Source organism: Rhizobium sp. 10PS4 (assembly GCF_032464805.1).
Taxonomy (GTDB): domain Bacteria; phylum Pseudomonadota; class Alphaproteobacteria; order Rhizobiales; family Rhizobiaceae; genus Rhizobium; species Rhizobium laguerreae.
In genome coordinates, this window is record NZ_JAWDIW010000007.1 from 244,878 (window position 1) to 266,830 (window position 21,953).

20 protein-coding genes, 1 tRNA gene and 1 pseudogene are annotated in these 21,953 nt (G+C 60.1%); 15 read left to right on the forward strand and 7 right to left on the reverse strand.

The window, feature by feature from the left end; genetic code table 11:
• Positions 1-8: 8 nt before the first annotated feature.
• The gene (locus RWJ89_RS15730; RefSeq protein WP_168283802.1) at positions 9-1,043 is read right to left on the reverse strand and encodes a substrate-binding domain-containing protein; all 1,035 of its coding nucleotides are present in this window, start codon (positions 1,041-1,043) and stop codon (positions 9-11) included.
• A 195-nt stretch (positions 1,044-1,238) separates the two neighbouring features.
• Positions 1,239-2,462, reverse strand: a complete 1,224-nt coding sequence (gene phoR, locus RWJ89_RS15735; RefSeq protein ID WP_077977473.1) for a phosphate regulon sensor histidine kinase PhoR — start codon at positions 2,460-2,462, stop codon at positions 1,239-1,241.
• Between the two features lie 241 nt (positions 2,463-2,703).
• On the opposite strand from phoR, the gene ppk2 reads away from it, so the two are divergent.
• The gene (gene ppk2, locus RWJ89_RS15740) at positions 2,704-3,585 is read left to right on the forward strand and encodes a polyphosphate kinase 2 (protein ID WP_020048334.1); all 882 of its coding nucleotides are present in this window, start codon (positions 2,704-2,706) and stop codon (positions 3,583-3,585) included.
• An 89-nt stretch (positions 3,586-3,674) separates the two neighbouring features.
• On the opposite strand, the gene RWJ89_RS15745 is transcribed toward ppk2, so the two are convergent.
• The gene (locus RWJ89_RS15745; protein ID WP_316031114.1) at positions 3,675-4,874 is read right to left on the reverse strand and encodes a regulator; all 1,200 of its coding nucleotides are present in this window, start codon (positions 4,872-4,874) and stop codon (positions 3,675-3,677) included.
• 285 nt (positions 4,875-5,159) lie between these two features.
• Here RWJ89_RS15745 and RWJ89_RS15750 point away from each other — a divergent pair, with 285 nt between their 5' ends.
• The 7 genes from RWJ89_RS15750 (at position 5,160) to RWJ89_RS15780 (ending at position 11,126) form a co-directional block, all read left to right on the forward strand.
• On the forward strand, positions 5,160-6,119 hold the full coding sequence (locus tag RWJ89_RS15750; RefSeq protein ID WP_316031115.1) for an NAD(P)H-dependent flavin oxidoreductase: 960 nt from the start codon (positions 5,160-5,162) through the stop codon (positions 6,117-6,119).
• 119 nt (positions 6,120-6,238) lie between these two features.
• Positions 6,239-6,314 (forward strand) — tRNA-Thr (locus RWJ89_RS15755).
• 121 nt (positions 6,315-6,435) lie between these two features.
• The gene (locus tag RWJ89_RS15760) at positions 6,436-6,966 is read left to right on the forward strand and encodes a hypothetical protein (protein ID WP_131619448.1); all 531 of its coding nucleotides are present in this window, start codon (positions 6,436-6,438) and stop codon (positions 6,964-6,966) included.
• Positions 6,967-7,158: 192 nt separating this feature from the next.
• Positions 7,159-7,722 (forward strand): hypothetical protein, encoded by a 564-nt coding sequence (locus RWJ89_RS15765; RefSeq protein ID WP_131619449.1) that lies wholly within the window; start codon positions 7,159-7,161, stop codon positions 7,720-7,722.
• A gap of 886 nt (positions 7,723-8,608) precedes the next feature.
• Positions 8,609-9,019 (forward strand): hypothetical protein, encoded by a 411-nt coding sequence (locus RWJ89_RS15770; RefSeq protein ID WP_170268752.1) that lies wholly within the window; start codon positions 8,609-8,611, stop codon positions 9,017-9,019.
• A gap of 257 nt (positions 9,020-9,276) precedes the next feature.
• Positions 9,277-10,767, forward strand: a complete 1,491-nt coding sequence (locus tag RWJ89_RS15775) for an MDR family MFS transporter (protein WP_221981613.1) — start codon at positions 9,277-9,279, stop codon at positions 10,765-10,767.
• A gap of 41 nt (positions 10,768-10,808) precedes the next feature.
• Positions 10,809-11,126, forward strand: a complete 318-nt coding sequence (locus RWJ89_RS15780; protein ID WP_316031116.1) for a hypothetical protein — start codon at positions 10,809-10,811, stop codon at positions 11,124-11,126.
• A 145-nt stretch (positions 11,127-11,271) separates the two neighbouring features.
• On the opposite strand, the gene RWJ89_RS15785 is transcribed toward RWJ89_RS15780, so the two are convergent.
• The gene (locus RWJ89_RS15785) at positions 11,272-12,117 is read right to left on the reverse strand and encodes a class I SAM-dependent methyltransferase (protein WP_077977467.1); all 846 of its coding nucleotides are present in this window, start codon (positions 12,115-12,117) and stop codon (positions 11,272-11,274) included.
• Positions 12,118-12,405: 288 nt separating this feature from the next.
• Here RWJ89_RS15785 and RWJ89_RS15790 point away from each other — a divergent pair, with 288 nt between their 5' ends.
• A complete protein-coding gene (locus RWJ89_RS15790; RefSeq protein ID WP_246706501.1) occupies positions 12,406-12,642 on the forward strand; it encodes a hypothetical protein in 237 nt (78 codons plus the stop codon).
• A 120-nt stretch (positions 12,643-12,762) separates the two neighbouring features.
• On the opposite strand, the gene RWJ89_RS15795 is transcribed toward RWJ89_RS15790, so the two are convergent.
• Positions 12,763-13,140, reverse strand: coding sequence for a nuclear transport factor 2 family protein (locus tag RWJ89_RS15795; RefSeq protein WP_316031117.1), 378 nt, complete (start codon positions 13,138-13,140; stop codon positions 12,763-12,765).
• A 128-nt stretch (positions 13,141-13,268) separates the two neighbouring features.
• On the opposite strand from RWJ89_RS15795, the gene RWJ89_RS15800 reads away from it, so the two are divergent.
• Positions 13,269-13,727: a MarR family winged helix-turn-helix transcriptional regulator gene (locus RWJ89_RS15800; RefSeq protein ID WP_316031118.1), complete on the forward strand. Its 459-nt coding sequence runs from the start codon at positions 13,269-13,271 to the stop codon at positions 13,725-13,727.
• A gap of 31 nt (positions 13,728-13,758) precedes the next feature.
• Positions 13,759-14,140 (forward strand): annotated as a pseudogene (locus RWJ89_RS15805) (GFA family protein).
• Positions 14,141-14,168: 28 nt separating this feature from the next.
• Here the strand turns inward: RWJ89_RS15805 and RWJ89_RS15810 are convergent.
• Both RWJ89_RS15810 and RWJ89_RS15815 read right to left on the reverse strand, forming a co-directional pair.
• Positions 14,169-16,175 carry an ABC transporter ATP-binding protein/permease gene (locus RWJ89_RS15810; protein WP_168283788.1) on the reverse strand — a complete coding sequence of 669 codons (2,007 nt, stop codon included), beginning with the start codon at positions 16,173-16,175 and terminating at the stop codon, positions 14,169-14,171.
• A gap of 243 nt (positions 16,176-16,418) precedes the next feature.
• Complete coding sequence (locus RWJ89_RS15815; protein ID WP_003556178.1) at positions 16,419-17,318, reverse strand: GntR family transcriptional regulator; 900 nt, start codon at positions 17,316-17,318, stop codon at positions 16,419-16,421.
• Between the two features lie 226 nt (positions 17,319-17,544).
• Here RWJ89_RS15815 and RWJ89_RS15820 point away from each other — a divergent pair, with 226 nt between their 5' ends.
• From RWJ89_RS15820 to RWJ89_RS15835, 4 genes are all read left to right on the forward strand, one after another.
• Positions 17,545-19,047, forward strand: coding sequence for a UxaA family hydrolase (locus RWJ89_RS15820; protein ID WP_131627949.1), 1,503 nt, complete (start codon positions 17,545-17,547; stop codon positions 19,045-19,047).
• A gap of 146 nt (positions 19,048-19,193) precedes the next feature.
• On the forward strand, positions 19,194-20,213 hold the full coding sequence (locus tag RWJ89_RS15825; protein WP_168283787.1) for an aldo/keto reductase: 1,020 nt from the start codon (positions 19,194-19,196) through the stop codon (positions 20,211-20,213).
• A gap of 9 nt (positions 20,214-20,222) precedes the next feature.
• Positions 20,223-20,669: an RbsD/FucU family protein gene (locus RWJ89_RS15830; RefSeq protein WP_168283786.1), complete on the forward strand. Its 447-nt coding sequence runs from the start codon at positions 20,223-20,225 to the stop codon at positions 20,667-20,669.
• 208 nt (positions 20,670-20,877) lie between these two features.
• A complete protein-coding gene (locus RWJ89_RS15835; protein ID WP_020048315.1) occupies positions 20,878-21,867 on the forward strand; it encodes an ABC transporter substrate-binding protein in 990 nt (329 codons plus the stop codon).
• Positions 21,868-21,953 lie beyond the last annotated feature (86 nt).

Genomic DNA, 21,953 nt, shown 5'->3' on the forward strand with positions numbered 1-21,953 from the left:
AAAAGTCATTACATAGCCTTACCGGCTTCGACTTCCTTGCGGATCGCTTCACGCTCGGCATCCGGAGCGGCAACGAGGCCGTATTCGGCGAGCGGGCCGTCAGGGCCGATCATCTGGTCGGACACGAAGAAGTTGACGTATTCCTTCAGGCCCGGAACTGCGCCGAGATGTGCCTTCTTGACGTAGAAGAACAGCGGGCGGGAAACCGGGTAGGTGCCGTTGGCGATCGTTTCGGTGGACGGAACGATACCGCTCATGGTCGCAACCTTGAGCTTGTCGGCGTTGTTTTCATAGAAAGAAAGGCCGAATACGCCGACGCCGGTCTTGTTGGCGGCGATGCGAGACAGCGTTTCGGTATAATCGCCGTCGATATCAACAGCAACGCCGTCTTTGCGAACAGCGATGCAAGTCCTGCCTTGAGCCGCCTTGTCCGACACTGCGGCCTTGATGACTTCTACGGCGCCCGATGCTTCGCAGCCCGCTGCCAGGACTTTTTCCTCGAAGACTTCACGGGTGCCGTGCTTTTCGCCCGGGATGTAGGCAGCGATATCAACAGCCGGAAGCTTCGGGTTGACTTCCGACCACTTCTTGTAGGGGTTGGCGACGAGCTTGCCATCAACGACGACCTGGGCTGCGAGGGCCTTGTAGATGTCAGCAGGAACGTAAGCGACGTCAGGGTTGGAAGCGTCGGTTGCGAAGACGATGCCGTCGTAGCCGATCTTGACTTCCTGGATGTCGGTTACGCCGGCAGCCTTGCAAGCGTCGATCTCGCTTTTTTTGATAGCGCGGGAAGAGTTCGCGATGTCAATGGTGTTTTCGCCAACGCCCTTGCAGAATTCCTTCAGGCCGGCGCTTGAGCCGCCAGATTCGATGATTGGCGTCTTGAAGTTGGTGAAGGTTTCGCCGAAGGACTCGGCAACGATCTTTGCGTAAGGCAGGACGGTGGACGAACCAGCGACCTGAACCTGGTCGCGGGCGACGGCAGCGCCAGCGAAAGCAGCGGTTGCAGCGAGCGCGGCAACGGTGAGTTTGAAGGTGTTCATTTGAATCTCCCGGCATTTGGGCTTGTGTGAGTGCGGCCTTAGAGAGGCCCTCGCATTGCCTTTTTTCATCGGCGGGACTCTCTTAGCTCTTGAAGCCTCGTCCTTTTATGTCAAATCGATGAAACATTTGTGACAATATAAGTTATTGATTTAAAACAATAAAATTATGCAACGTAAAAGTGTTGCGACATATCGTCAGAAACGGACGGTAAAATCGGTGCCCTTGCCGACTTCCGACTTGACGATCAGCCGCGCCCGGTGGCGGGTGAGGATGTGTTTGACGATCGCAAGGCCGAGGCCGGTGCCCTTTTTTGAGCGGCTGTCCTCGATGCTGACGCGATAGAAGCGCTCGGTCAGCCGCGGCACATGCTCGGCCGGGATGCCCGGGCCCTTGTCGACGATGCTGACCTCGACCGGCTGGCCGGTGCCGTTCTTCAGCCAGACATCGACGACCTTGCCCTCCTGGCCGTATTTGCAGGCATTTTCCATCAGGTTCTCAAAGACCTGGACGAGTTCGTCGCGGTCGCCCAGCACCTCGACCTTGCCGTCGGGCAGATGCAGATTGATGTCGACGCCGACATCCCTTGCCAGCGGTACAAGTGCATCTCTGACATGGCCGAGCAGCGGCACCAGATCGATCTTCTCATCCGGCGCGATATGCGATTTCAGCTCCAGGCGCGAGAGCGACAGCAGATCGTCGACCAGCCGGCTCATGCGCGTCGTCTGGTCGAGCATGATGTTGAGGAAACGCGCCTGCGCCTTCAGATCGTTCTTCGCCGGCCCCTGGATGGTCTCGATGAAGCCGCGCAGCGAGGCAAGCGGCGTGCGCAGCTCGTGGCTGGCATTGGCGACGAAATCCGACCGCATGCGGTCGATGCGGCGGACCTCCGAAATATCGCGGAAGGACAGGATGAAATAGCGCTCACGCGGCCCGTCTTCGGCTGCGAATTCTATGGGCGCGCTGCGCACGATATAGACGCGCTCGGAGGGCAGCCGCTCGGCATGCTCTATCTGGTTCGGCGCATTGGTGGCGATGGTTTCGCGCACCATGTCGAGCACGCCGGGCGAGCGCATGCGGGCCGATATATGGGCGCCGAGCACCACCTCGCCGAAGGCCTTTTCGGCAGCGCGGTTCTGGAAGAGCACCGAGGCGTCGTCCGACAGCACCATGACGGGGATATCGAGGCCGGAGAGCGTGGCGGAAACTTCAGGCAGCCGGCTTGGTGGCGCTTCCGGCTCGATCTCCACCGGCGGTGCCGGCTCGGCCTCGATAGTGGGCGCCTCGTTGAAAAGCGCCGTGAGGATCATCACAAGCAGGAGGACAAGCACCACCCACTTGTTCATGCCGGCGGCAAGCGCGGCGAGCGCGCTGAGGATTGCCGCAAGCAGCACCGGCCGTTCGCGCTTTATGCGCGCCAACAGGCTTTTTCTCCATGGAGTTTCGTCTGGCAAGTGCCCTCGCGGCGTCGATTCGTTTTTCTTATATTGGAACTCTGCCTGATAGCGGCAATTCATGACAGAAGTTTTCGGGCTGCTGCTCAGATGCGAAAGACCGCAGCCGAAACCCGCGGATAATTGCCGGCGGGTCGCGAAAGATTTGATTTTCAACGGCAACTATGTTGGCCTGCGGGAGAAAAGCGATCAGGCTGAGGAGGATCATATGGACGAGGACGTCGAAAACAGGGCCGTGGAGCTGGAGATCCGCGGCAAGAAGCGCATCTTCGATGTCGACGATCCCACCCTGCCGGCCTGGGTGGACGAACGCGCGCTGGAATCCGGCGACTTTCCCCACAAGAAGAAGCTCAAGGAGGAGGACTATCTGGAGCAGCTGGAAAAGCTGCAGATCGAACTCGTCAAGGTGCAGTTCTGGCTGCAGGCGACTGGCAAGCGGGTGATGGCGCTGTTCGAAGGACGGGACGCTGCCGGCAAGGGCGGCGCGATTTCGGCCTCCTCGGCGAATATGAACCCACGCCTTGCGCGGGTCGTGGCGCTGACCAAGCCGACCGACCGCGAGCAGGGACAATGGTATTTCCAGCGCTATGTCGCGCAATTTCCGACGGCTGGCGAATTCGTGCTGTTCGACCGGTCCTGGTACAACCGCGCCGGCGTCGAGCCGGTCATGGGCTTCTGCACGCCGCAGCAATATGAGGATTTCCTCAAACAGGCGCCGCAGCTCGAAAAGATCATCGCCCATGAGGGCATCTTCTTCTTCAAATTCTATCTCGATATCGGCCGCGAGATGCAGCTCAAGCGTTTCCACGACCGCCGGCACGATCCGCTGAAAGTCTGGAAACTGTCGTCTATGGATATCGCGGCGCTGACGAAATGGGACGATTACAGCGACAAGCGCAATCGGATGCTGAAGGAAACCCATACGGATTTCGCGCCCTGGACGGTGATCCATGGCAATGACAAGCGGCGGGCGCGCCTCGAACTCATCCGCCACATGCTGAACAAGATGGATTATGACGGCAAGGACAGACAGGCGCTCGGCACGGTCGACGCGGAGATCATCGGCTCAGGGCCTGGCTTTTTGAAATAGGGCTTCGGAAACAGGCTGGCTTCCTCAAATCGAAGCCGGGGTCACCGGCTCCGCCGGGACCGAGGTCACCGGCTCTGCCGGGACCAGGGTCACTGTCCCGGCAGGATGCGGATGGCGAAGAGGTTGATGCCGCGCGCCTTGCCGTCGAGATCGCTGTTGATCGTCAGCGTGCCCGGCGAATTCGGCGCGAGCGAGCGGTCGAACTTGACCTGCAGCAGTGCATCCGACTTTTCCCGGGTGACGTTGAAGCGATGGCGGGCGCAATTGCCAAGCGTCTGGAAATTGCATTCGACGGTGATCTGCGTCGGCTCGTCGGTGGTGGATTGCAGCGTCAGCGCGATCGTCGAGGATTTGCCGGCAAGCTGCTGCAGCACCGATGGCGGCACGCTGATCGAGACATTGCCATCGGCTGCACCGCTTTCGGAAATCAGCCGGACGGCGGGGCCGTCATTCTCGGTGATCTTTTCGGTGCGCGCCCGCGGGCCGCTTTGCATCTTGTCGGCGTCCTCAGGCTTGAACAGCGGGATCCAATCGGCCGAAAAACTGTTCTGAGGATCGATGGTCACCAGCTGATCGGTGTGAGAGCCCGCATTCCCGGCGCTGTCGTCATTGCCGGTAAAATCCTCCGGCTGCGTGCTTGCCGGCGGATTGGCAACGCTGGTGTCGCGCTCGGCCGCCGTCATCAGCAGGCCCGATGTATGCGCCCACCAGGCGCCGATGCCAATGAAGGCGAGCAGGACGCACCAGACGAGGAGCCGCGAAAAGAATTTGCGCGGCTTGCGGCGGCCTGCCGCCCGCTCCGGGCGGAAATCCATATTGGTGGCGCGCTGACCGCGGGCAAGGCGTTCCTCGCCGACGGGAGCGGCAGCCAGATGATCGGCATTGCCGGCATGCACGTCGTGGAGGCTGGACTCGTCGCCGCGGCTGAAGGCCACCTCAGGGGTGCGGGTTTCGCCCACAGGCACGGGATTTTCGATAAGGCTGTCAATATCGGCCACATCACCGCGGGGAACCGGCGGTGCGGGCATTTCTACGACCGGCGGCACGGGCACTTCAGGCGGCCTCTGGCGGGGGTGAAGGCGGTCGCGCTCCTCGCCTTCGATGGCGTGAATGGTGCTTTCCAGGCGGTGGCGGTGATGGGCGACGACTTCGGTGTCGGTGATATCCTGCTTGCGCAGACCGGCTTCCAGCGCCTGGCGGGCCGACTGATAGATCCTCGCTCGAACCTCCGGATTGTCGCGATCGGAATTCTCGAGCGCTGTTCTGATGGCCGTTTCTAATCCGCTCACATCCAGTCCTTCAACTTGAACTCGGCATCGGACTGCAATCCCTGCCGTTCTCCATCAAAATTCGGTAACGGCAAGTGCGGCAAACCGCAAGCCTTGCGGGCCCTGCTGCCATCGATCGACGGAGATATCGGCAGCTTTCACCGCTTATGGGCCTTATTCTATTAGCTTTCTCGGACGTATATATTCGGGCTGAAATCGACGAAGGCATGGCAGCCGGTCTTTTATCGCCTTTTCATCTCTGTTATGAGATTGACGTTTTCGTAAACGTCAATGGAGGTGATGACCTTGGCCCTGCCCCCGATCCTGAGGGATAAACTGAGACTACCAGTCATCGGCTCGCCGCTCTTCATCATCTCGTATCCGGCACTGACGCTGGCGCAATGCAAGGCGGGCATCGTCGGAGCGTTTCCGGCGCTGAACGCCCGGCCGGAAAGCCAGCTCGACGAATGGCTGGCGGAGATTACCGAGGAGCTTGCCTGCCACGACGCCGCCCATCCGGAGCGGCCGGCGGCGCCCTTCGCGGTCAACCAGATCGTCCACATGTCGAACAAGCGGCTGGAGCATGACCTCTCGCTCTGCGTCAAATACAAGGTGCCAATCGTCATATCCTCGCTCGGCGCCGTGCCGGAGGTCAATGCCGCCGTGCATTCCTATGGCGGCATCGTGTTGCATGACATTATCAACAACCGCCACGCCCATTCGGCGATCCGCAAGGGCGCCGATGGGCTGATTGCGGTCGCTGCCGGCGCCGGCGGCCATGCCGGAACGCTGTCGCCTTTTGCGCTCGTCCAGGAAATCCGCGAATGGTTCGACGGGCCGCTGCTGCTGGCCGGCGCCATCGCCACCGGCGGCGCCATCCTCGCCGCAGAAGCGATGGGCGCCGACATGGCCTATATCGGCTCGCCCTTCATCGCAACGCAAGAAGCCCGCGCCGCGGACGCCTACAAGCAGGCGATCGTCGAAGGTGCCGCCAGCGATATCGTCTATTCCAATTACTTCACCGGTGTGCACGGCAACTATCTCAAGCCCTCGATCGTGGCTGCCGGCATGGACCCCGACAACCTGCCGCTTGCCGATGTCTCGAAGATGGATTTCGAGCAGGCTGTCGGCGGCGCCAAGGCCTGGAAGGACATATGGGGCAGCGGCCAGGGCATCAGCGCCATCAAGGCCGTCGAGCCGGTGGCCAAACTCGTCGCCCGGCTGGAGGCCGAATACAGGGCGGCGCGCGCCCGGCTGACGCTGTGAGGCGCTCTCCCGCGCCTCCCCTCTTTTTTGCCAAAGCCATGACAGGGTGCTTGAAATCTTCCAACAATGCCTGTATCAGCGCCATGCAAATCGCAGGCCGCATGCTTCGGCCGTGAAACGCCGCTTTAGCTCAGGTGGTAGAGCACATCATTCGTAATGATGGGGTCGCAGGTTCGAGTCCTGCAAGCGGCACCATTTATCTTTTCACGACCTTAGATTCTCCGGGAAAACACGCTGTTTCCCTTGGTTTTTGGTAACCACCAATGGGTAACGAGCGACGGTACCTATCTGTCGTTGGCGATGCATTTCGCCCTCTTTGCTCGTCATGGAGTCGACGATAGTTTCAACGGATGTCTGGCACATTGAGCACCGTCGCGAGGTGCTGGAGCTGTACGGTAAGGTTTCCGTGCGATGGGCGGCGCTTGATCTTCTGCTGGTCGGCGTTCTCAGCATAGCTCTCGAAAACCGGCCGGCCGCCCACGACCTGATCTTCAACGCAGCAGGATCTGGAAAAACTCGATTGGATGCGTTCAATCGCGCAATCGGCGCCTCCCGCTTCACACGGGAGGAAAGAGCTGCCTCACTCGAACTCACAAGAAAGGCCGCTGATCTACTTAGCGCGCGGAACGAGATCATTCATGCGCCACTGGTTATCGGCCTCTCTATTGATGGGAGCAAGATTACACCGACGCTGAACAAGCTCGGCAGGCAAGGCAAGGAACAGCCTCTAGCCGTATCGAAGATCGAGAAGCACGTTAAAGCGATCGGTGACATCCTCAGCAAGCTTGAACGTTTGGCGGAGAGCTTGGACTTAAAATACGACCCTATAGACCCTGATGATCTGTAGTTAGCTGAAAGGCAGCCTCACACACGGCCGTGTGTTTCGCCACTCCGAGCTGGTGACGATCACTGTCAAGGCCTTGACGTCAGCATCGCGCATTGGAAGTGACAAGCATCAATATCCGTGGACGGCAAAAAACTACGTGCGGCGTGCGACTGGTACAAGGACCACGCCGGAGAACTTTATAGGGACAGTCAAATGGAATTTCGTCTTGTTTTTGACGGAGACCTCCGTCCACGAAAGCGATCAAACCTTCAAGACATTCATCAGATCCGGATGACAATTCATCCTCAGATGGAGGCGTTGTGGCAACACGAGCCGCTCTCTGACCTTCCCGCGTGGCAAGATGAGAAGAATCCAAGCAATCTGAGCGCTAGAACCGTAATTGACGAACAAGTTTTCATTTCGATCGTCTCAAAAGGCCTCTTCATACAAGCTGAGCTAGATATCCTACTCTTGCGCGCTCAGCCGCCTGGTATGCTCGTCTCAAACGTGGGAGATATAGATAACCGCATCAAGACACTTTTCGACGGCTTGAGAGTGCCAACCAAAAGTGAGGTAAACAACCTCAGGGCAAGCGGTGCGATAACGAAGCAGAAAATCTTCTGCCTGATGGAAGACGATAACCTAATCAGCAAACTCAGTGTTTCCACTGATCGTCTGCTCGGGGAATCGAAAGACACTAATCGCACCCTTGCGATCATAAATGTGAAGCTTCGTCCGACACGAGTCACTATGGGGAACTTGGCCTTGATCGCATGACACAGGTTGACTTCTTTGAGACTCCAGCAGGGCAGGTCTTGGCGGGCGCGCATCGCTATTTATGCGCTGCGAAGGAACTCCGTGATTCCCTCACATGGACGGAACGAGCGAAACTTCTGCAGGCGCCAACGATCCATCTACTGGCGCACGGCGTAGAGCTCCTACTGAAATACTCATTGCTCTCATCAGGTTTGTCACCTGACGACGTCCGAAAGCAATACGGCCACGACCTGGTGAAGCTCTGGAACCACGATGCGAACAAAGTTGTGCGTCCGATGGTGCTCGCAAGAGCCGACGAAGCGTGGGAAGAGCCTCGCGTATCAGGAAGATGGCAGGCTGATAACTTTGACCGCGATCCGAAGGCAGAGCTGAACTCCGCGCTTGATCAGTTAAATTTCTTGCACGGACGGGACAGCGGTTTTGCACTCCGGTACCTCGTTGCGCCAAACACCCGGGCGCCCAGGCCGGCATTTCTGATTGACGTTTTCGGCGCTGTCGCCGAGAGGGGAGCCAAAAGCCCGCGGTCTCTCACAGAGACTTGGTAATAATCATCAATCAAAAGCAGTTCGCACTACGACATGAAAGTGGATCAATGAACGTTTGGCAAACCGGTTTTCTGAGGACATCCTGCTCTCGGTCGCGAAATCATTTGGTGATACGAAGTTTTCCACCTTGGATAGGGAACTCGAATCAGTGGAAATGCAGGATCGATGGATGAAGATCACGGCCTGGCCCTCAATTCAGCGAGGCGGATTTCAAGGAACTCGATCTGATCTCTGATCGGAAAAGCGTCCGATCAAACGACCGTGAAAACCGCAACCCCGACAGGAACAATGCCCCCGCCAAGCAGGTTTTCTCCCGTGAGACAACAAGCATGGAGAAAATCATGTCCTGCAAGTTCATCGCGATATCACTGCTTTCGATCGGTCTGGCCGGCCCGGCGCTGGCACAGACGGCCGGGGGTGCGGATGCCAATGGGCGGCTTTCGGTCGCGCCTGTAATCGGCGGATCGGGGAGTTCGGGCGCCGGTTCCGCAGGCGCCGGGTCGGCTGGCACTGGTTCTGTCGGCGGCGGTGCAACAGGCACCGGGTCTGTGGGCACCGGCTCGACAGGCACAGGGTCTGTCGGGACCGATTCCGGCACCACCGGCAGCACGACCGGCACTGGCGGCGTCAATCTCAACAGCGGTCGCAGTACGATCAATCCCGGCGGGGTCAATCCCAACCTGCAGCAGACGCCGGGTTGCACCAGCGGCAGCGCCGACACCGGCTCGCTGGGCGAGGCATGCCCGCAATGAGGATGAGGCGATTATCGCCTTTCCTTCAGAAAAGCGAAGGCCCGGAGCGGAATGGCGCCGGGCCTTTGCTTTCGGCCGCCGCTTCCCTGACATCACGCGAAAACAACCGGTGCTGTCAGAAACTGGTCGCGGCCTGCTTTACCGGCCGGGCTTGAGGTCGTAAAAGGGCGGCATCACTCCGCAAGCGGCGCATCGCCCCACATCTCGCCAGCCTGCCGATATTTCCGGCATCTGCGGAGCACCCGAAGAGGATCGTCATGTCGAATGCAGCGCAACGCTCGAACCGCGTGCTTATCGTCGCCACCATCATGCTCGCGACCTTCATGGTGGCGATCGAGGCGACGATCGTGGCGACAGCGATGCCGCGCATCGTCGGGGAGCTCGGCGGCTTTTCCTATTACAGCTGGGTATTTTCGGCCTTCCTGCTGGCGCAGTCGACGACCACGGTCATCTACGGCAAGCTTTCCGACATTTTCGGGCGCAAGCCGGTGCTGATCGGCGGCATCCTGGTCTTCCTCGTCGGCTCATTGCTCTGCGGGCTTGCCTGGTCGATGATGTCGCTGGTGCTGTTCCGGCTGCTGCAGGGGCTCGGCGCCGGCGCCATCCAGCCGGTGACGATGACGATCATCGGCGATCTCTTCAAGCTGGAGGAACGCGGCCGGGTGCAGGGCGCGATGGCAACCGTCTGGGCGACCTCGGCCGTCGTCGGGCCGCTTGCCGGCGGCATCATCGTCGACAATATCTCCTGGGCCTGGATCTTCTGGATCAACCTGCCGATCGGCGTCATCTCGATCATCGCCTTCATGGTCTTCCTGAAGGAGGACGTGGCGCACAAGCAGGTAAAGATCGATTACCTCGGCTCGGTGCTGTTTTCGATCTCGATCGTGGCACTTCTCGTCATGCTGACGGAAACCGATGCCAGCGTCTGGATCCTGCTTTCGCTTTTCGCCGTCTTCGTGGTCACGGGCCTGCTCTTTCTCGCCCAGGAGAAGCGGGCGCCGGAGCCGATCATTTCGATCCCGCTCTGGAGCCGAAGGCTGATTGCGACCAGCAATGCGGCGACGCTGCTGGCCGGCATGGCGCTGATCGGACTTTCGACAATCCTGCCGCTCTATGTGCAGGGCGTGCTCGGCCGCTCGCCTCTTGTCGCGGGGTTCACGCTCACCATGCTCGTCGTCGGCTGGCCCTTGGCGGTGATGCTCTCCAGCCGCTTCTACAAGGCCTTCGGCATCCGCCGCACGCTGCGCGTCGGCAGCCTGATGTTTCCCTTCGGCGCCTGTTTCCTGTTGTTCCTGACCCCTGACAGTTCGCCGATCGTTGCCGGCGCCGGCTCCTTCTTCATGGGCTTCGGCATGGGTCTCATCAGCCTAACCAGCCTCGTGCTCGTGCAGGACAGCGTCGAATGGTCGATGCGCGGCAGCGCCACCGCCTCGATCATCTTTGCGCGCAGCCTCGGAAATACGCTCGGCGCCACCGTGCTCGGCGCCATCCTCAATGCCGGCATCAACCACTATGCGAGCGGCGAGGCGGCTGCAGGCCTGCACGAGGTGCTGAACCAGCCGACCGGGCTTTCGGCGCTCGCCGCCGATCCGGCGATCCGCTCGGTCTTCAACGCGGCCTTGCATTGGAGTTTCTGGGGCGTAGTCGTCGTCGCGGTGCTGACCTTCTTCACCACCTGGCTGATCCCGGTCGGGCCTAGCCAGAAGCGCGAGGGGGCGGCTGTCGCCAGCGAGGCGCCCTCCCATTAAAGCGGTTCAGCCGTTCGGCGCGACTTAGGTAAGAGGCTCTGATGGGTTACGACCTTCACATCACCCGCAAAGTAAATTGGTTCGACGCGTCTCCGTCGATCACTCTCGACGATTGGCTCGAATACGTCGCCAACGATCCGGAAGGGTGGAACAGACGGGCATGTGCGTCTGGAAAGAATATTCACCCGGCAAAAATCGGGAAAACGCCGCATGTCTTTGGTGGAGCGGAGGCAACATCGTTGTCAAAAATCCTGATCAAGAAATCCGGCGGAAAATGTGGCTTATCGCCCAATCTCTCGAAGCCGAAGTCCAGGGAGAAGAGGGAGAATATTATGGCCGTGATGGCGAGAGCATCGTGACGCCGGCGAAAGCCATACTCGCGCCTAAGCCTTTAATGCCTTCCGATCCAAAGCGTCCATGGTGGAAATTCTAGTAGACTGGGCTGTTCTGCGCTGCTTTGCTACACCGGTGGATTGTGTTTTGAGAGTCGACGAGATTCTGAGGCTATCGCGTGCCTGTGATGACCGTTGCCGTCGAGCGAAGGCGAACCTTGCCATCGCTGACGGATTGGAGAGCTAGCTCCAGGACCTCGCCGCGGATTTTCTCCCGTGTTGCCGCATCTGCCCTGGATAGTCCAGCGACAACCGGCGCGGCGACCTCAGTCATGAAGTCCCAGTAACGCGCTGGGGTATCGTGCACCATCGTCGCCGACACCTCTTCCTCGGCGACATCGAGAAGGCCCGCCTCTCTGAACGTCTCGACCATCATACCTTCCCCCGCACAGCGGAACAGGCCCGGAGAGCCGGGTGGTGGCGAGGGCATTTCCACGTGGCGGGCGATCGTGCCCATGATCGTGGTCGCCCATGAATTTTTGGCAGGAGTGCTCCAGACTGCGGCGCAGACGCGCGCACCGGGCTTTGCCACGCGTGCCATCTCCTTGGCGGCGGCAGCGATATCCGGGAAGAACATAAACCCAAACCGGCACAGAACGGCGTCGAAACTGGCATTGGCAAAAGGCAACGCTCCCGCATCGCATAGGCGAGTTTCGAAGTTTTTGAGGCCACGTTTGGTCGCATTTTCTGCGGCAACAGTCAGCATATTTTCCGAGAGATCGGTGACGACAACATGGCCGTCCGGGATTGCCGCCGCCGCCGTCAGGCCGGGTTCGCCAGTGCCAGCGGCTATGTCAAGCACGCTAAAGCCGTTGGAGAGATTTGCGTGCCGGAGCATGGTGTCACCAAACGGCGCAAGCCAGCCGAGAACCAAGCTGTCCCATTTCTTCCAGCCGGCGGAAAACTTGTCCCACGTCTCACGTTGCTGGTTACGGATATCGTCGAGATTTGCTGACATGCACCGGCTCCCCCTACGTTCAACCGGCAAAGCCGGGAACGTCACTATGCGCCGCTGATGGCGGGATTCAATGGAAATAAGCGCAATCGGGCCAATCGCCAGGCATGACCCAACCTGTTGGGACGGAGTGATTGAATTGACCAAGACTATTGGAGCTTTTATACAATAGCTTTTGCGAAACTCCGGATTGGCCGAAAATAATCCTTATAAATCAACGGGCTTCTCCTGGATGGTGTCAAATCAAGAAAGCGGAACCAGCGGATTGCCGAAGCGATACAGCCCGGCTGTATGCATCAGCCATGGAGAAACAAAATTATAAAGATCATGGTCTTGCTGCACAGCGCCGATGGCATGGCTTGGCAGTCTCCCCCTAAAGGCACCAGCCTGAAGACATTGAACGAAGCCGAAGAGCAAGGCTTCATCTTGATCCGCGGGGAATTTCAGAAACGGCAATTCCGTTTGACGGAGCTCGGCTCCAACTATGTCGAGCGCGACAAGCGGCGTCTCGAAGCGCGCAAGCTCTGAACAGATACCGCCGGCTCAGCGCGAATTTAACGCACAAGCCGGGCGTCCGACGGCCGAAAGGCGGGCCTGACAATGGCGCGTCGCAACGGGAGCGGTCATCCCCGCATAGGGAGTACCAACTTACAGGCCATCCCGGATATCGAAGCGGACGATCTTGTCGCCTTCCATGCGAAAAATATGCGTCACCGTCTTGTCCTCAAGGCCATGACTTTGCCCTTCCAGCGGCCGGCCATCGAGGTCAAAGACCGACTGGATCACCTCGACAGCGACAGCGCCATCCGGCGTTTCTTCAAATGCCACCGGCTCGACGTGCGGACTGATCACAGCCCACTGGCGTGTCCAATAATCGCGCACGGCCTCACGGCCATTGATGTGGCCGCCATCCATGCCGTTGGCCCAGGCGACATCATCGGAAAGGACGGCAAGGATAGCGTCTATGTCTCTGGCGTTGAAGCTGGCATAGATGCGCTTGATCATTTCGACGTCATTTTGAGACATGTCGTTTCCTCGATGGGGATTGAAACATTCGCTGTGCGGTATCGAAACGGCCTTGCCTCATGCCGCACCTCAATATACATACGTACATATATATCTAGCGGTCAAGCGCAGACAAGGGGTGATCGGAATTGGACGAAGATGTGCTTTCTACGCCGGGGCATCTCATCAGTCTTGCGGCGCGGGGCTTTGCCCGCCTCAGCGAGTCACGCCTTAAACCGCTCGGCTTCGGTGTCGGCCAGTTGCCTGTCCTGGTCGCGCTGCAGAATGGCAAAGCCAGCACGCAACGCGACCTCGCCCGCTTTGCCAGGGTCGAGCAGCCGCCAATGGCTCAGATGCTCGCACGCATGGAGAGGGATGGCCTAATCCAGCGGACACCCGACCCGGCTGATGGTCGCAGCAGCCGGATCGTGCTGACTAAAATCGCGCAGGAACGCATGCCTGAGGCAATCACGGCTTTGTTCCGAGGGAATAAAGAGGCATTGACCGGCTTCACGGATGCGGATGCGGAACAACTTGTCGATCTGCTCAAGCGGCTGATCGAAAATCTGGATCAGATTGCGAGCGTAGAGTCTTCGGCGCAGCCTTAGAAGCACGACTGGGCTTATGAGAGGAAGGCTTATGCATAAAGGGTCCTGCCTGTGTGGTGCGGTAACTTTCGAGATCGAAGGCGATCTGCGAGCGCCGGATGCGTGCCATTGCTCCAAATGCCGAAAACAATCCGGCCACTTCTTCGCTTCAACCGACGTGCCGAGGCGTCAGATCGCGATCCAGGGAGGTGAAAGTGTTACTTGGTACCAATCCTCAGAAAAAGTGAGGCGTGGATTTTGCGGGGTATGTGGATCATCGCTGTTTTGGGACCCACCTGATCACGACTGGATTGCTGTCGCGATGGGGTGCATTTGATGGCCCGACCGAAATCAAGCTGAAAATGCATATCTTTGCCGCTGACAAAGGCGACTACTACGACATCACCGACAACCTGCCCCAGAATGCGCAATAGGCAATGGTTGCTCGCCCGCGAGCGACCTTCAATTTCCATTCCGGGGCTGCGGCGCCTTGTTCGAGGTCGTGCTACCCTTCGGCAGGGTGCGGCGGTTCTCCAAGACGCGTGAGAGCAAGTTCCCCTTTCTTTTGCGCGGGATGAGATCGATATCGCTGACAAGCTTTGCACCGCCCCGGCGGCGCTCCAGGGTGATCTTGCGGCTATGGAAGGCTTCCAGCTCAGCGCGATGCGCGACGCTGATGATGGTGACATCAGGCAATTCATCGATCACCATCTGCATCATCTTGTCCTGGCTCTTCTCATCGAGTGCGGACGTTGCTTCATCCAGCACGATGATATCGGGTTGGTGCAGCAGGAGACGGGCAAAGGCCAGCCGCTGCTTTTCGCCGCCCGACAAGGTCTGGTCCCATGGCGCGTCTTCCTCGATCCTCTCTTTCAGATAATCCAGTCCCACCTTGTCGAGGGCCGACTTGATCTCATCCGGCGGCCAATTATCGGCGGCTCCGGGATAGGCGACGGCACGGCCAAGCGTCCCCGAAGGAATATAAGGTCGTTGCGGCAACATGAACAATCGCCTGTCGGCGTGGAAATCGACGCTGCCGCCACCCCACGGCCAAAGGCCGGAGATGGCCCGCACCAGCGTGCTCTTGCCCGAACCGGATTCACCTGACACAAGCACCCGCTCGCCGGGCTCGATCTCGACCCGGGTTTCCTTGACCACCGCAGTGCCATCGTCAAGCGACACGGCGAGATCGTTGAGGCTGAGCATCGCCTCACTTTCGGTTTCGCCATGCTTGATGCGCCCGAGCGAGTCGCTCTGTTCGGCGCGCTCCAGCCCGTCGAGCGACATCATCAGCGAGGCGACGCGACGCGCGCAGGCGTTCCAGTCGGCAAGACGCGGATAGTTGTCGACCAGCCAGCCGAAGGCCGTCTGAACGATGGCGAAGGCAGAGGCTGCCTGCATGACCTCGCCCAGCGTCATGCTGCCTTCGAGAAATTTCGGCGCGCAAAGCAGGAGCGGCACGACAGGGGCAATCAGCATCGACCCATGCGACACGAACGTCGTGCGCATATGCTGGCGGGCAAGCAGCGCCCATTGCTTCAGCACATTGCCGAAGGTCTTGTGGAGGTCGTTGCGCTCCTCTTCCTCGCCGCCGAGCAACGCGATGCTCTCGCCGTTCTCCCGCACATGCGTCAGCGTATAGCGAAATTCGGCCTCGACCTGGTTCTTGACCTCGGAAACCTGCACGAAATGGCGGCCGATCACGGCGATGACGCTGGAGGTGACCACGGCATAGAGGACCGCGGTGACGACGAGAAAGCCGGGGATGGTGATGGTCCACCCGCCGATCGGCAGCGTCAAAGCGCCGCCGATCGTCCACAGCACCACGATGAAGGTCGAGGCCGACAGGAACGCCGCGATGACACCGGCGATGAAATCGACAGGGGCTTCGGTGGCGATCCTCAAATCCTCCGAGATGCGCGCCTCGGGGTTCTTGTGGTCGCCGCCGATGAGGTTCAGCTGGTAGTATCGGCCGTTTGCCAACCAGCGCGCGATGACTGCGGTCGCCAGCCAGGAACGCCAGCGCCGCTGGATCATCATGCGAACAGCAACCTGCGTGGTGACAAGGGCGACGGTTCCGAGCACGAGCGGCACGAACACGCCACTGAGGTAATAGACGGTGCCGGCGTCGTGCCGCTCTATGGCGTCGAAAATCGCGCGGTTCCAGCGATTGATCCCATACTGGAAGCCGACATTCATGCAGATCATGGCAAGCAGCCCGATCGACAACGGCCAGGCGAGCTTGTCACCGCCACGGCCCCAGAAACGGCGCGCGCTGATCCAGAAGCGCTTGAGCAAATAGCGCTTGCGCGCGTGCTCGGCCTCCTCGGGCGTCAACTCCGGATCGGGTTCAATGATATCTGGCGGCGGCACGACCTCGACAGTCGATGCCTGCTCTTGGCGCGTCTTTTCGGCACCGTGCGGTTCGGTACCGTCGACCGATGTCGGATTGAGTTTAGCGTCGGCCATAAGCGCGATAACGGCTCACACATCGAAATGTTTCATAAGACTGATGGCTGTCCCGTTTGCACGAATGGCTGCCCCTCACCCTAGCCCTCTCCCCGCTCGCCGGGCGAGGGGACGTGCCCCGCGAGAGGCTGTGGGGAACCGAGAGGTCGCAAAATATCCCCTTCGCCCCGCAAGCGGGGAGAAGGTGCCGGCAGGCGGATGAGGGGCTGGCATCGGCGATCTCTGGGCCGAGATGTCCCACCCTCAGGCGGTTTCGGTGGCGACCTGCGGCAGGGATTGCAGCAGGGTCTGCCGGGCGGAGTGCAGATGCGCGCGGCAGGCGGTTTCGATCGCCGCCTGGTCGCCGGATTCCAAGGCTGCGATATAATCCAGATGTTCGTGGATGGCGCGCTCGTTGCGCTGGCGCGCGGCGGTTTTGTTCCACTGGTAGTGATAGTGGAAGACGATGGCGATGGCGTCGTAGAAATCAGCGATGAAGCGGTTCTTCGAGGCGCGATGGATCAGCAAGTGGAAGCGCTCGTCGAGGACGGAGAAATCCTTGAAGCGCTGGTTGATGTCGGCAAGCATGGCGTGATGTTCGTCGCGCATAGCGGCAAGATCGGCCCAGCTCTGATTATCCCTGGGAAGCCGGCCGAATTCTGCGGCGGAATGCAGTTCGAACATTTCGCGCACATCGGCCAACTCAAGCGCGAATTCGCGGGTGAAGCCTTTGAGCGTCCAGTGGCTGTTCGGGCGTTTCTCGATGAGGCCGAAGCGGGAGAAGCGGATCAGGAATTCGCGGACGCTGGTGGTGCCGGTGCCGATCTCGCGGGCAAGCTCCAATTCGTTGATCTGCATGCCGGGTGCTGCATCATCGGCAAGGATGCGCTGCATGAAGCTGCGCTCGATGATATCATGCAGGGAGTCGGTTTCTTCGGAGGGAAAGAGGTCGTGGTCTGTCGGCTGGCGCAGCACGATCTTCTGGCGCTTGTTCCAGCGGATGATGCCCTCTTCGCTGAGCCGCGTCAGGATGGCGCGCGCCGTCGAACGGCTGACGCCGAGCTGGGCGGCGATCTCCGGTTCCGAAGGCAGCGCGGTATCCGTGCGCAGGGCTACGGCATACCTGTTATAGGCTTCCTTGAAGACCGTATTCTGCCTTGCCACCAGACCCCGCTTTCCGCCCTCGTATCCACCGCCCCACTTCAAAGCAGGACAGAACAGACCGGGGCTTGTTCAAACGACCTTTAGCTTATTTCCGGTCGCCTGCGGCTCATTGCCTCCCTCGTCCACAGGATCAATATTCCCGTTGACTTGAAAATGTTTATTGTAGATAAAAAACAAAATCAATGCGCATTCGCCGATGCAGCGAGCGTTTCCCAGGGAGAATAAATTGGACAAACTGCCTTGGATCATCCTTTCGGCCGGTGACAATGTCGCGGTCGCAACGGCGGCAATCGCGCCGGGTTCGACGGTTGCCGGCATTCAGACCCGTGAGAAGATCGACCCCGGTCACAAGGTGGCGATAGCGGATATTCCGCTCGGCTCACCCGTGGTCAAATACGGACAGGCGATCGGCCGCACCACGGCCGAGGTCAAGGCCGGCGACCATGTGCACAGCCACAACCTGCATTTCGAAAACGACCGGCTGGCGGCGACCGCCAATTCGGCACCTGAAACGGCCACTGCCGACGACGTCGGGCGCACCTTCATGGGGTATCGCCGCGCCGACGGGCGGGCGGCGACCCGCAACTATATCGGCATCATCGCCAGCGTGAACTGTTCCACCACGGTCTGCCGGGCGATCGCCGACGAGGCGAACCGGACGATCCTGCCGCATTATGAAGGCATCGACGGTTTCGTGCCGATCGTGCACGACCAGGGCTGCGGCATGAGCTCGACCGGCGACGGCATGAACGTGCTACACCGGACGCTCGCCGGCTACACAAGGCATGTGAATTTCGGCGGCGTGCTGATGATCGGCCTCGGCTGCGAGGTCAATCAGCTGACGCTTTACGGCCAAAGTGGTGCAGGCGCCTCAAAGCGGCATTTCAACATCCAGGATGCCGGCGGTTCGCGCCGTGCTGTCGAGCGCGCCATGGGCATGCTGCGCGAAATCGCCGCCGATGTCGGCAAGGAAAAGCGCGTACCGATGTCGGTCGGGGAGATCATCATCGGCCTGCAATGCGGCGGCTCGGACGGCTTTTCCGGCATCACCGCCAATCCGGCGCTGGGTGTCGCGGCCGACCTGCTGGCGGCAGCCGGCGGCACGGCGATCCTTTCGGAGACCTCGGAAATCTATGGCGCCGAACATCTGCTGCGCAGCCGCGCCGTCAGCGACGAGGTGGCAAAGAAGCTCGACGACAAAATCGCCTGGTGGGAGCAGTACGTCGCCCTGCACGGCGCCTCGCTCGACAACAACCCCTCGCCCGGCAACAAGCGCGGCGGGCTGACGACCATTCTGGAAAAATCGCTCGGCGCCGTCGCCAAGGGCGGGCGTTCGCCGCTGACGGCGGTCTATGGTTATGCCGAACGCGTCACGGCCCCCGGCCTCGTCTTCATGGACACACCAGGCTACGACCCGGTCTCGGCGACCGGCCAGGTGGCGGGCGGAGCAAACATGATCGCCTTTACCACAGGCCGCGGCAGCTGCTTCGGCTGTCGGCCGGCGCCGTCGCTGAAGCTTTCCAGCAATTCGGCGCTCTATGCCTCGATGGAAGAGGACATGGACATCGATTGCGGCACGATCGCCACCGGCGACGCGACGATCAGCGGCAAGGGCCGCGAGATCTTCGATCTCATCGTCGATACCGCCTCGGGCAAGAAGACCAAGAGCGAGATCTTCGGCTACGGCGACAATGAATTCGTGCCGTGGCATCTCGGTGCGACGCTGTAATCTTTGTTTTTAGGCGATCCCGGACGGAAAACCACTTCACAGTTTCTCCCGGGATTGATTTGAAGTACGCAATCCCGGACGGAAAACCGCTTCACACTTTTCCTGGGATTGCTCGAGATAGTTCAGCTTCTTCGTGAGGAGGAATGATGAAGACGAGACGGATCGGCAAGACCAAGCTGGAGGTGACCGAAATCAGTTTCGGCGCAGCCGCTCTCGGCGGTCTCTATCGCGCCTGCCCGCGCGAGCAGGCGATGGACACGCTGCAGGCGGCCTGGGACAGCGGCATCCGCTATTTCGACGTGGCGCCCTGGTACGGGCTCGGCCTTGCCGAACGGCGGGTCGGTGATTTCCTGCGCGACCAGCCGGACAGCTCTTACGTGCTGTCCACCAAGGTCGGCCGGCTGCTTCGACCGGTGCCGACCGGCACCGTGCCTGATTACAGCTATGTCGATCCGCTCTCCTTCGATGCCGATTACGACTATTCCTATGACGGAATCATGCGCTCGGTCGAATTCAGCTATGCGCGGCTCGGCCTCAACCGCATCGATATCCTCTATGTGCACGACCTCGGCGTCTACACACACGGCGCGGCGAAGAATGCGGTCCACCAGAAGCAGTTTCTCGATTCCGGCGTGAAGGCGCTGGAGGAACTCAAGTCGTCTGGCGCGATCTCCGCCTTCGGCCTCGGCGTCAACGAAGTGCCGGTCTGCCTCGACGTCATGCGCCATTCCGATCTCGACTGCATCCTGATGGCCGGCCGCTACACGCTGCTCGACCGCTCGGCCGTCGCCGAACTGCTGCCGCTTTGCCGGCAGAAGGGCACGTCGCTCGTCGTCGGCGGCGTCTTCAACTCCGGCATTCTCGCCACCGGCCCGGTGCCGGGTTCGCATTTCGACTATATGCCGGCTGATGACGACGTGCTTGCCAAGGTGGGCGCCATGGAGGCGATCGCCAAACGCCACGGCGTGCCGCTGGCGGCTCCCGCCCTGCAGTTTCCGCTGCGCGAGGCGATCGTCGCATCGGTGCTGATCGGCACGGCGAAGCCTTCGAGCCTGACGCGCAACATGGAGATCGTCGAGCCGCGGCTTGCCGACGACATCTATGCCGAATTCGAACCCTATACGCTGGTCGCGCCGCCGCTCGGCGCCGAAGCGGTGCGAGTCTGAGGAGAAATTATGCTCAAAGGTATTCATCCGCTGCTTGGCCCCGACCTGCTTCATGCGCTGAAGACCATGGGACATGGCGACGACATCGTCATATCGGACGCCAATTTTCCCTCGGGCTCGATGGGCCCGCCGGTCATTCGCGCCGACGGCGTCAGCGCCACTGACATGGCCAAGGCCATCCTGACGCATATGCCGCTCGACACCTTCGTGCCGGAAGCGGCATGGCGGATGGAGGTGGTCGGCGATCCCGATGCGGTGCCGGAGGTCTGCGCCGAATTCCAGAAGATCGTTTCCAAGCACGCCGGCGATTTCCGCATCGTGCCGGTGGAGCGTTTTGCGTTTTACGCAATGGCGCGCAAGGCGACCTACATCGTCGCGACGACGGAATTCCGACTGTACGGCAACCTAATTTTGAAAAAGGGCGTCGTCCATCCGCACGAGATCGACATGGCCTGATCCCTATTTTAGGATATCATGGTATTGGAATAAAATCAGTTGCTTGGCGGGAGTTTACCAAAGAAAAAAAGCCGGTTTGGCGCTCTTGCAATTTGATTGCGCCTCGGCTAGCTTCACCTGGCAAATGTTTTTTATCGATAAAAATCGTCCGCCTGCGTTCAACGGCCGATTTATTTGGAGGAGAACGCACCCTGAGAGGAGAACCCTTATGAGTATCGTGAAATCCCTTCTGTCCCGCCGCGCCTTTACCGCGCTTGCGGGCGCCGCAGTCATCGCCACGGCGATGCCGGCACCGTCGTTTGCCGCCGACGTGACGATCCCGATCATCGTCAAGGACACGACGTCCTTCTACTGGCAGATCGTTCTGGCCGGCGCCCGCAAGGCTGGCCAGGATCTCGGCGTCAACGTGCCGGAACTCGGCGCACAGGCCGAATCCGACGTCAACGGCCAGATCAGCATTCTGGAGAACGCCGTCGCCGGCAAGCCGGCCGCTGTCGTCATCTCGCCGACCGAATTCAAGGCGCTCGGCAAGCCGATCGATGAAGCCGCCAAGTCGGTTCCGATCATCGGCATCGACTCCGGCGCCGACTCCAAGGCGTTCAAGTCGTTCCTGACGACCGACAACGTCCAGGGCGGCCGAATCGCAGCCGACGGTCTGGCTGCCGCCATCAAGGGAATGTCGGGCAAGGAAGAAGGCGAAGTCGTCATCCTGACCAATCTTCCGGGCGTCGGCTCGCTGGAACAGCGCCGCGAAGGCTTCCTGGATCAGGTGAAGACCAAGTATCCGGGCCTGAAGGTGATCGCCGACAAGTACGGCGACGGCCAGGCAACGACCGGCCTCAACATGATGACCGACCTGATCACGGCAAACCCGAACCTCGTCGGCATCTTCGCCTCGAACCTGATCATGGCGCAGGGCGTTGGCCAGGCAATCGCCGAAAACAAGCTCGGCGACAAGATCAAGGTCATCGGCTTCGACAGCGACGACAAGACGGTCGGCTTCCTCAAGGATGGCGCGATTGCCGGCCTCGTCGTTCAGGACCCCTACCGCATGGGCTATGACGGCGTGAAGACCGCGCTTGCCGTCTCCAAGGGCGAGAAGGTCGAAGAAAATGTCGACACCGGCGCAAACCTGGTCACCAAGGCGAATATGGCCGATCCGAAGATCGACGCGCTGCTGAACCCGAAGATCAAGTAACAAAGACAGACAGGCCGCGCCGGCTTCAAAAACCGGCGCGGCCTTTTCCATCCGTGCTATGTTTTGCGGGGGATGGAGAGAGACGC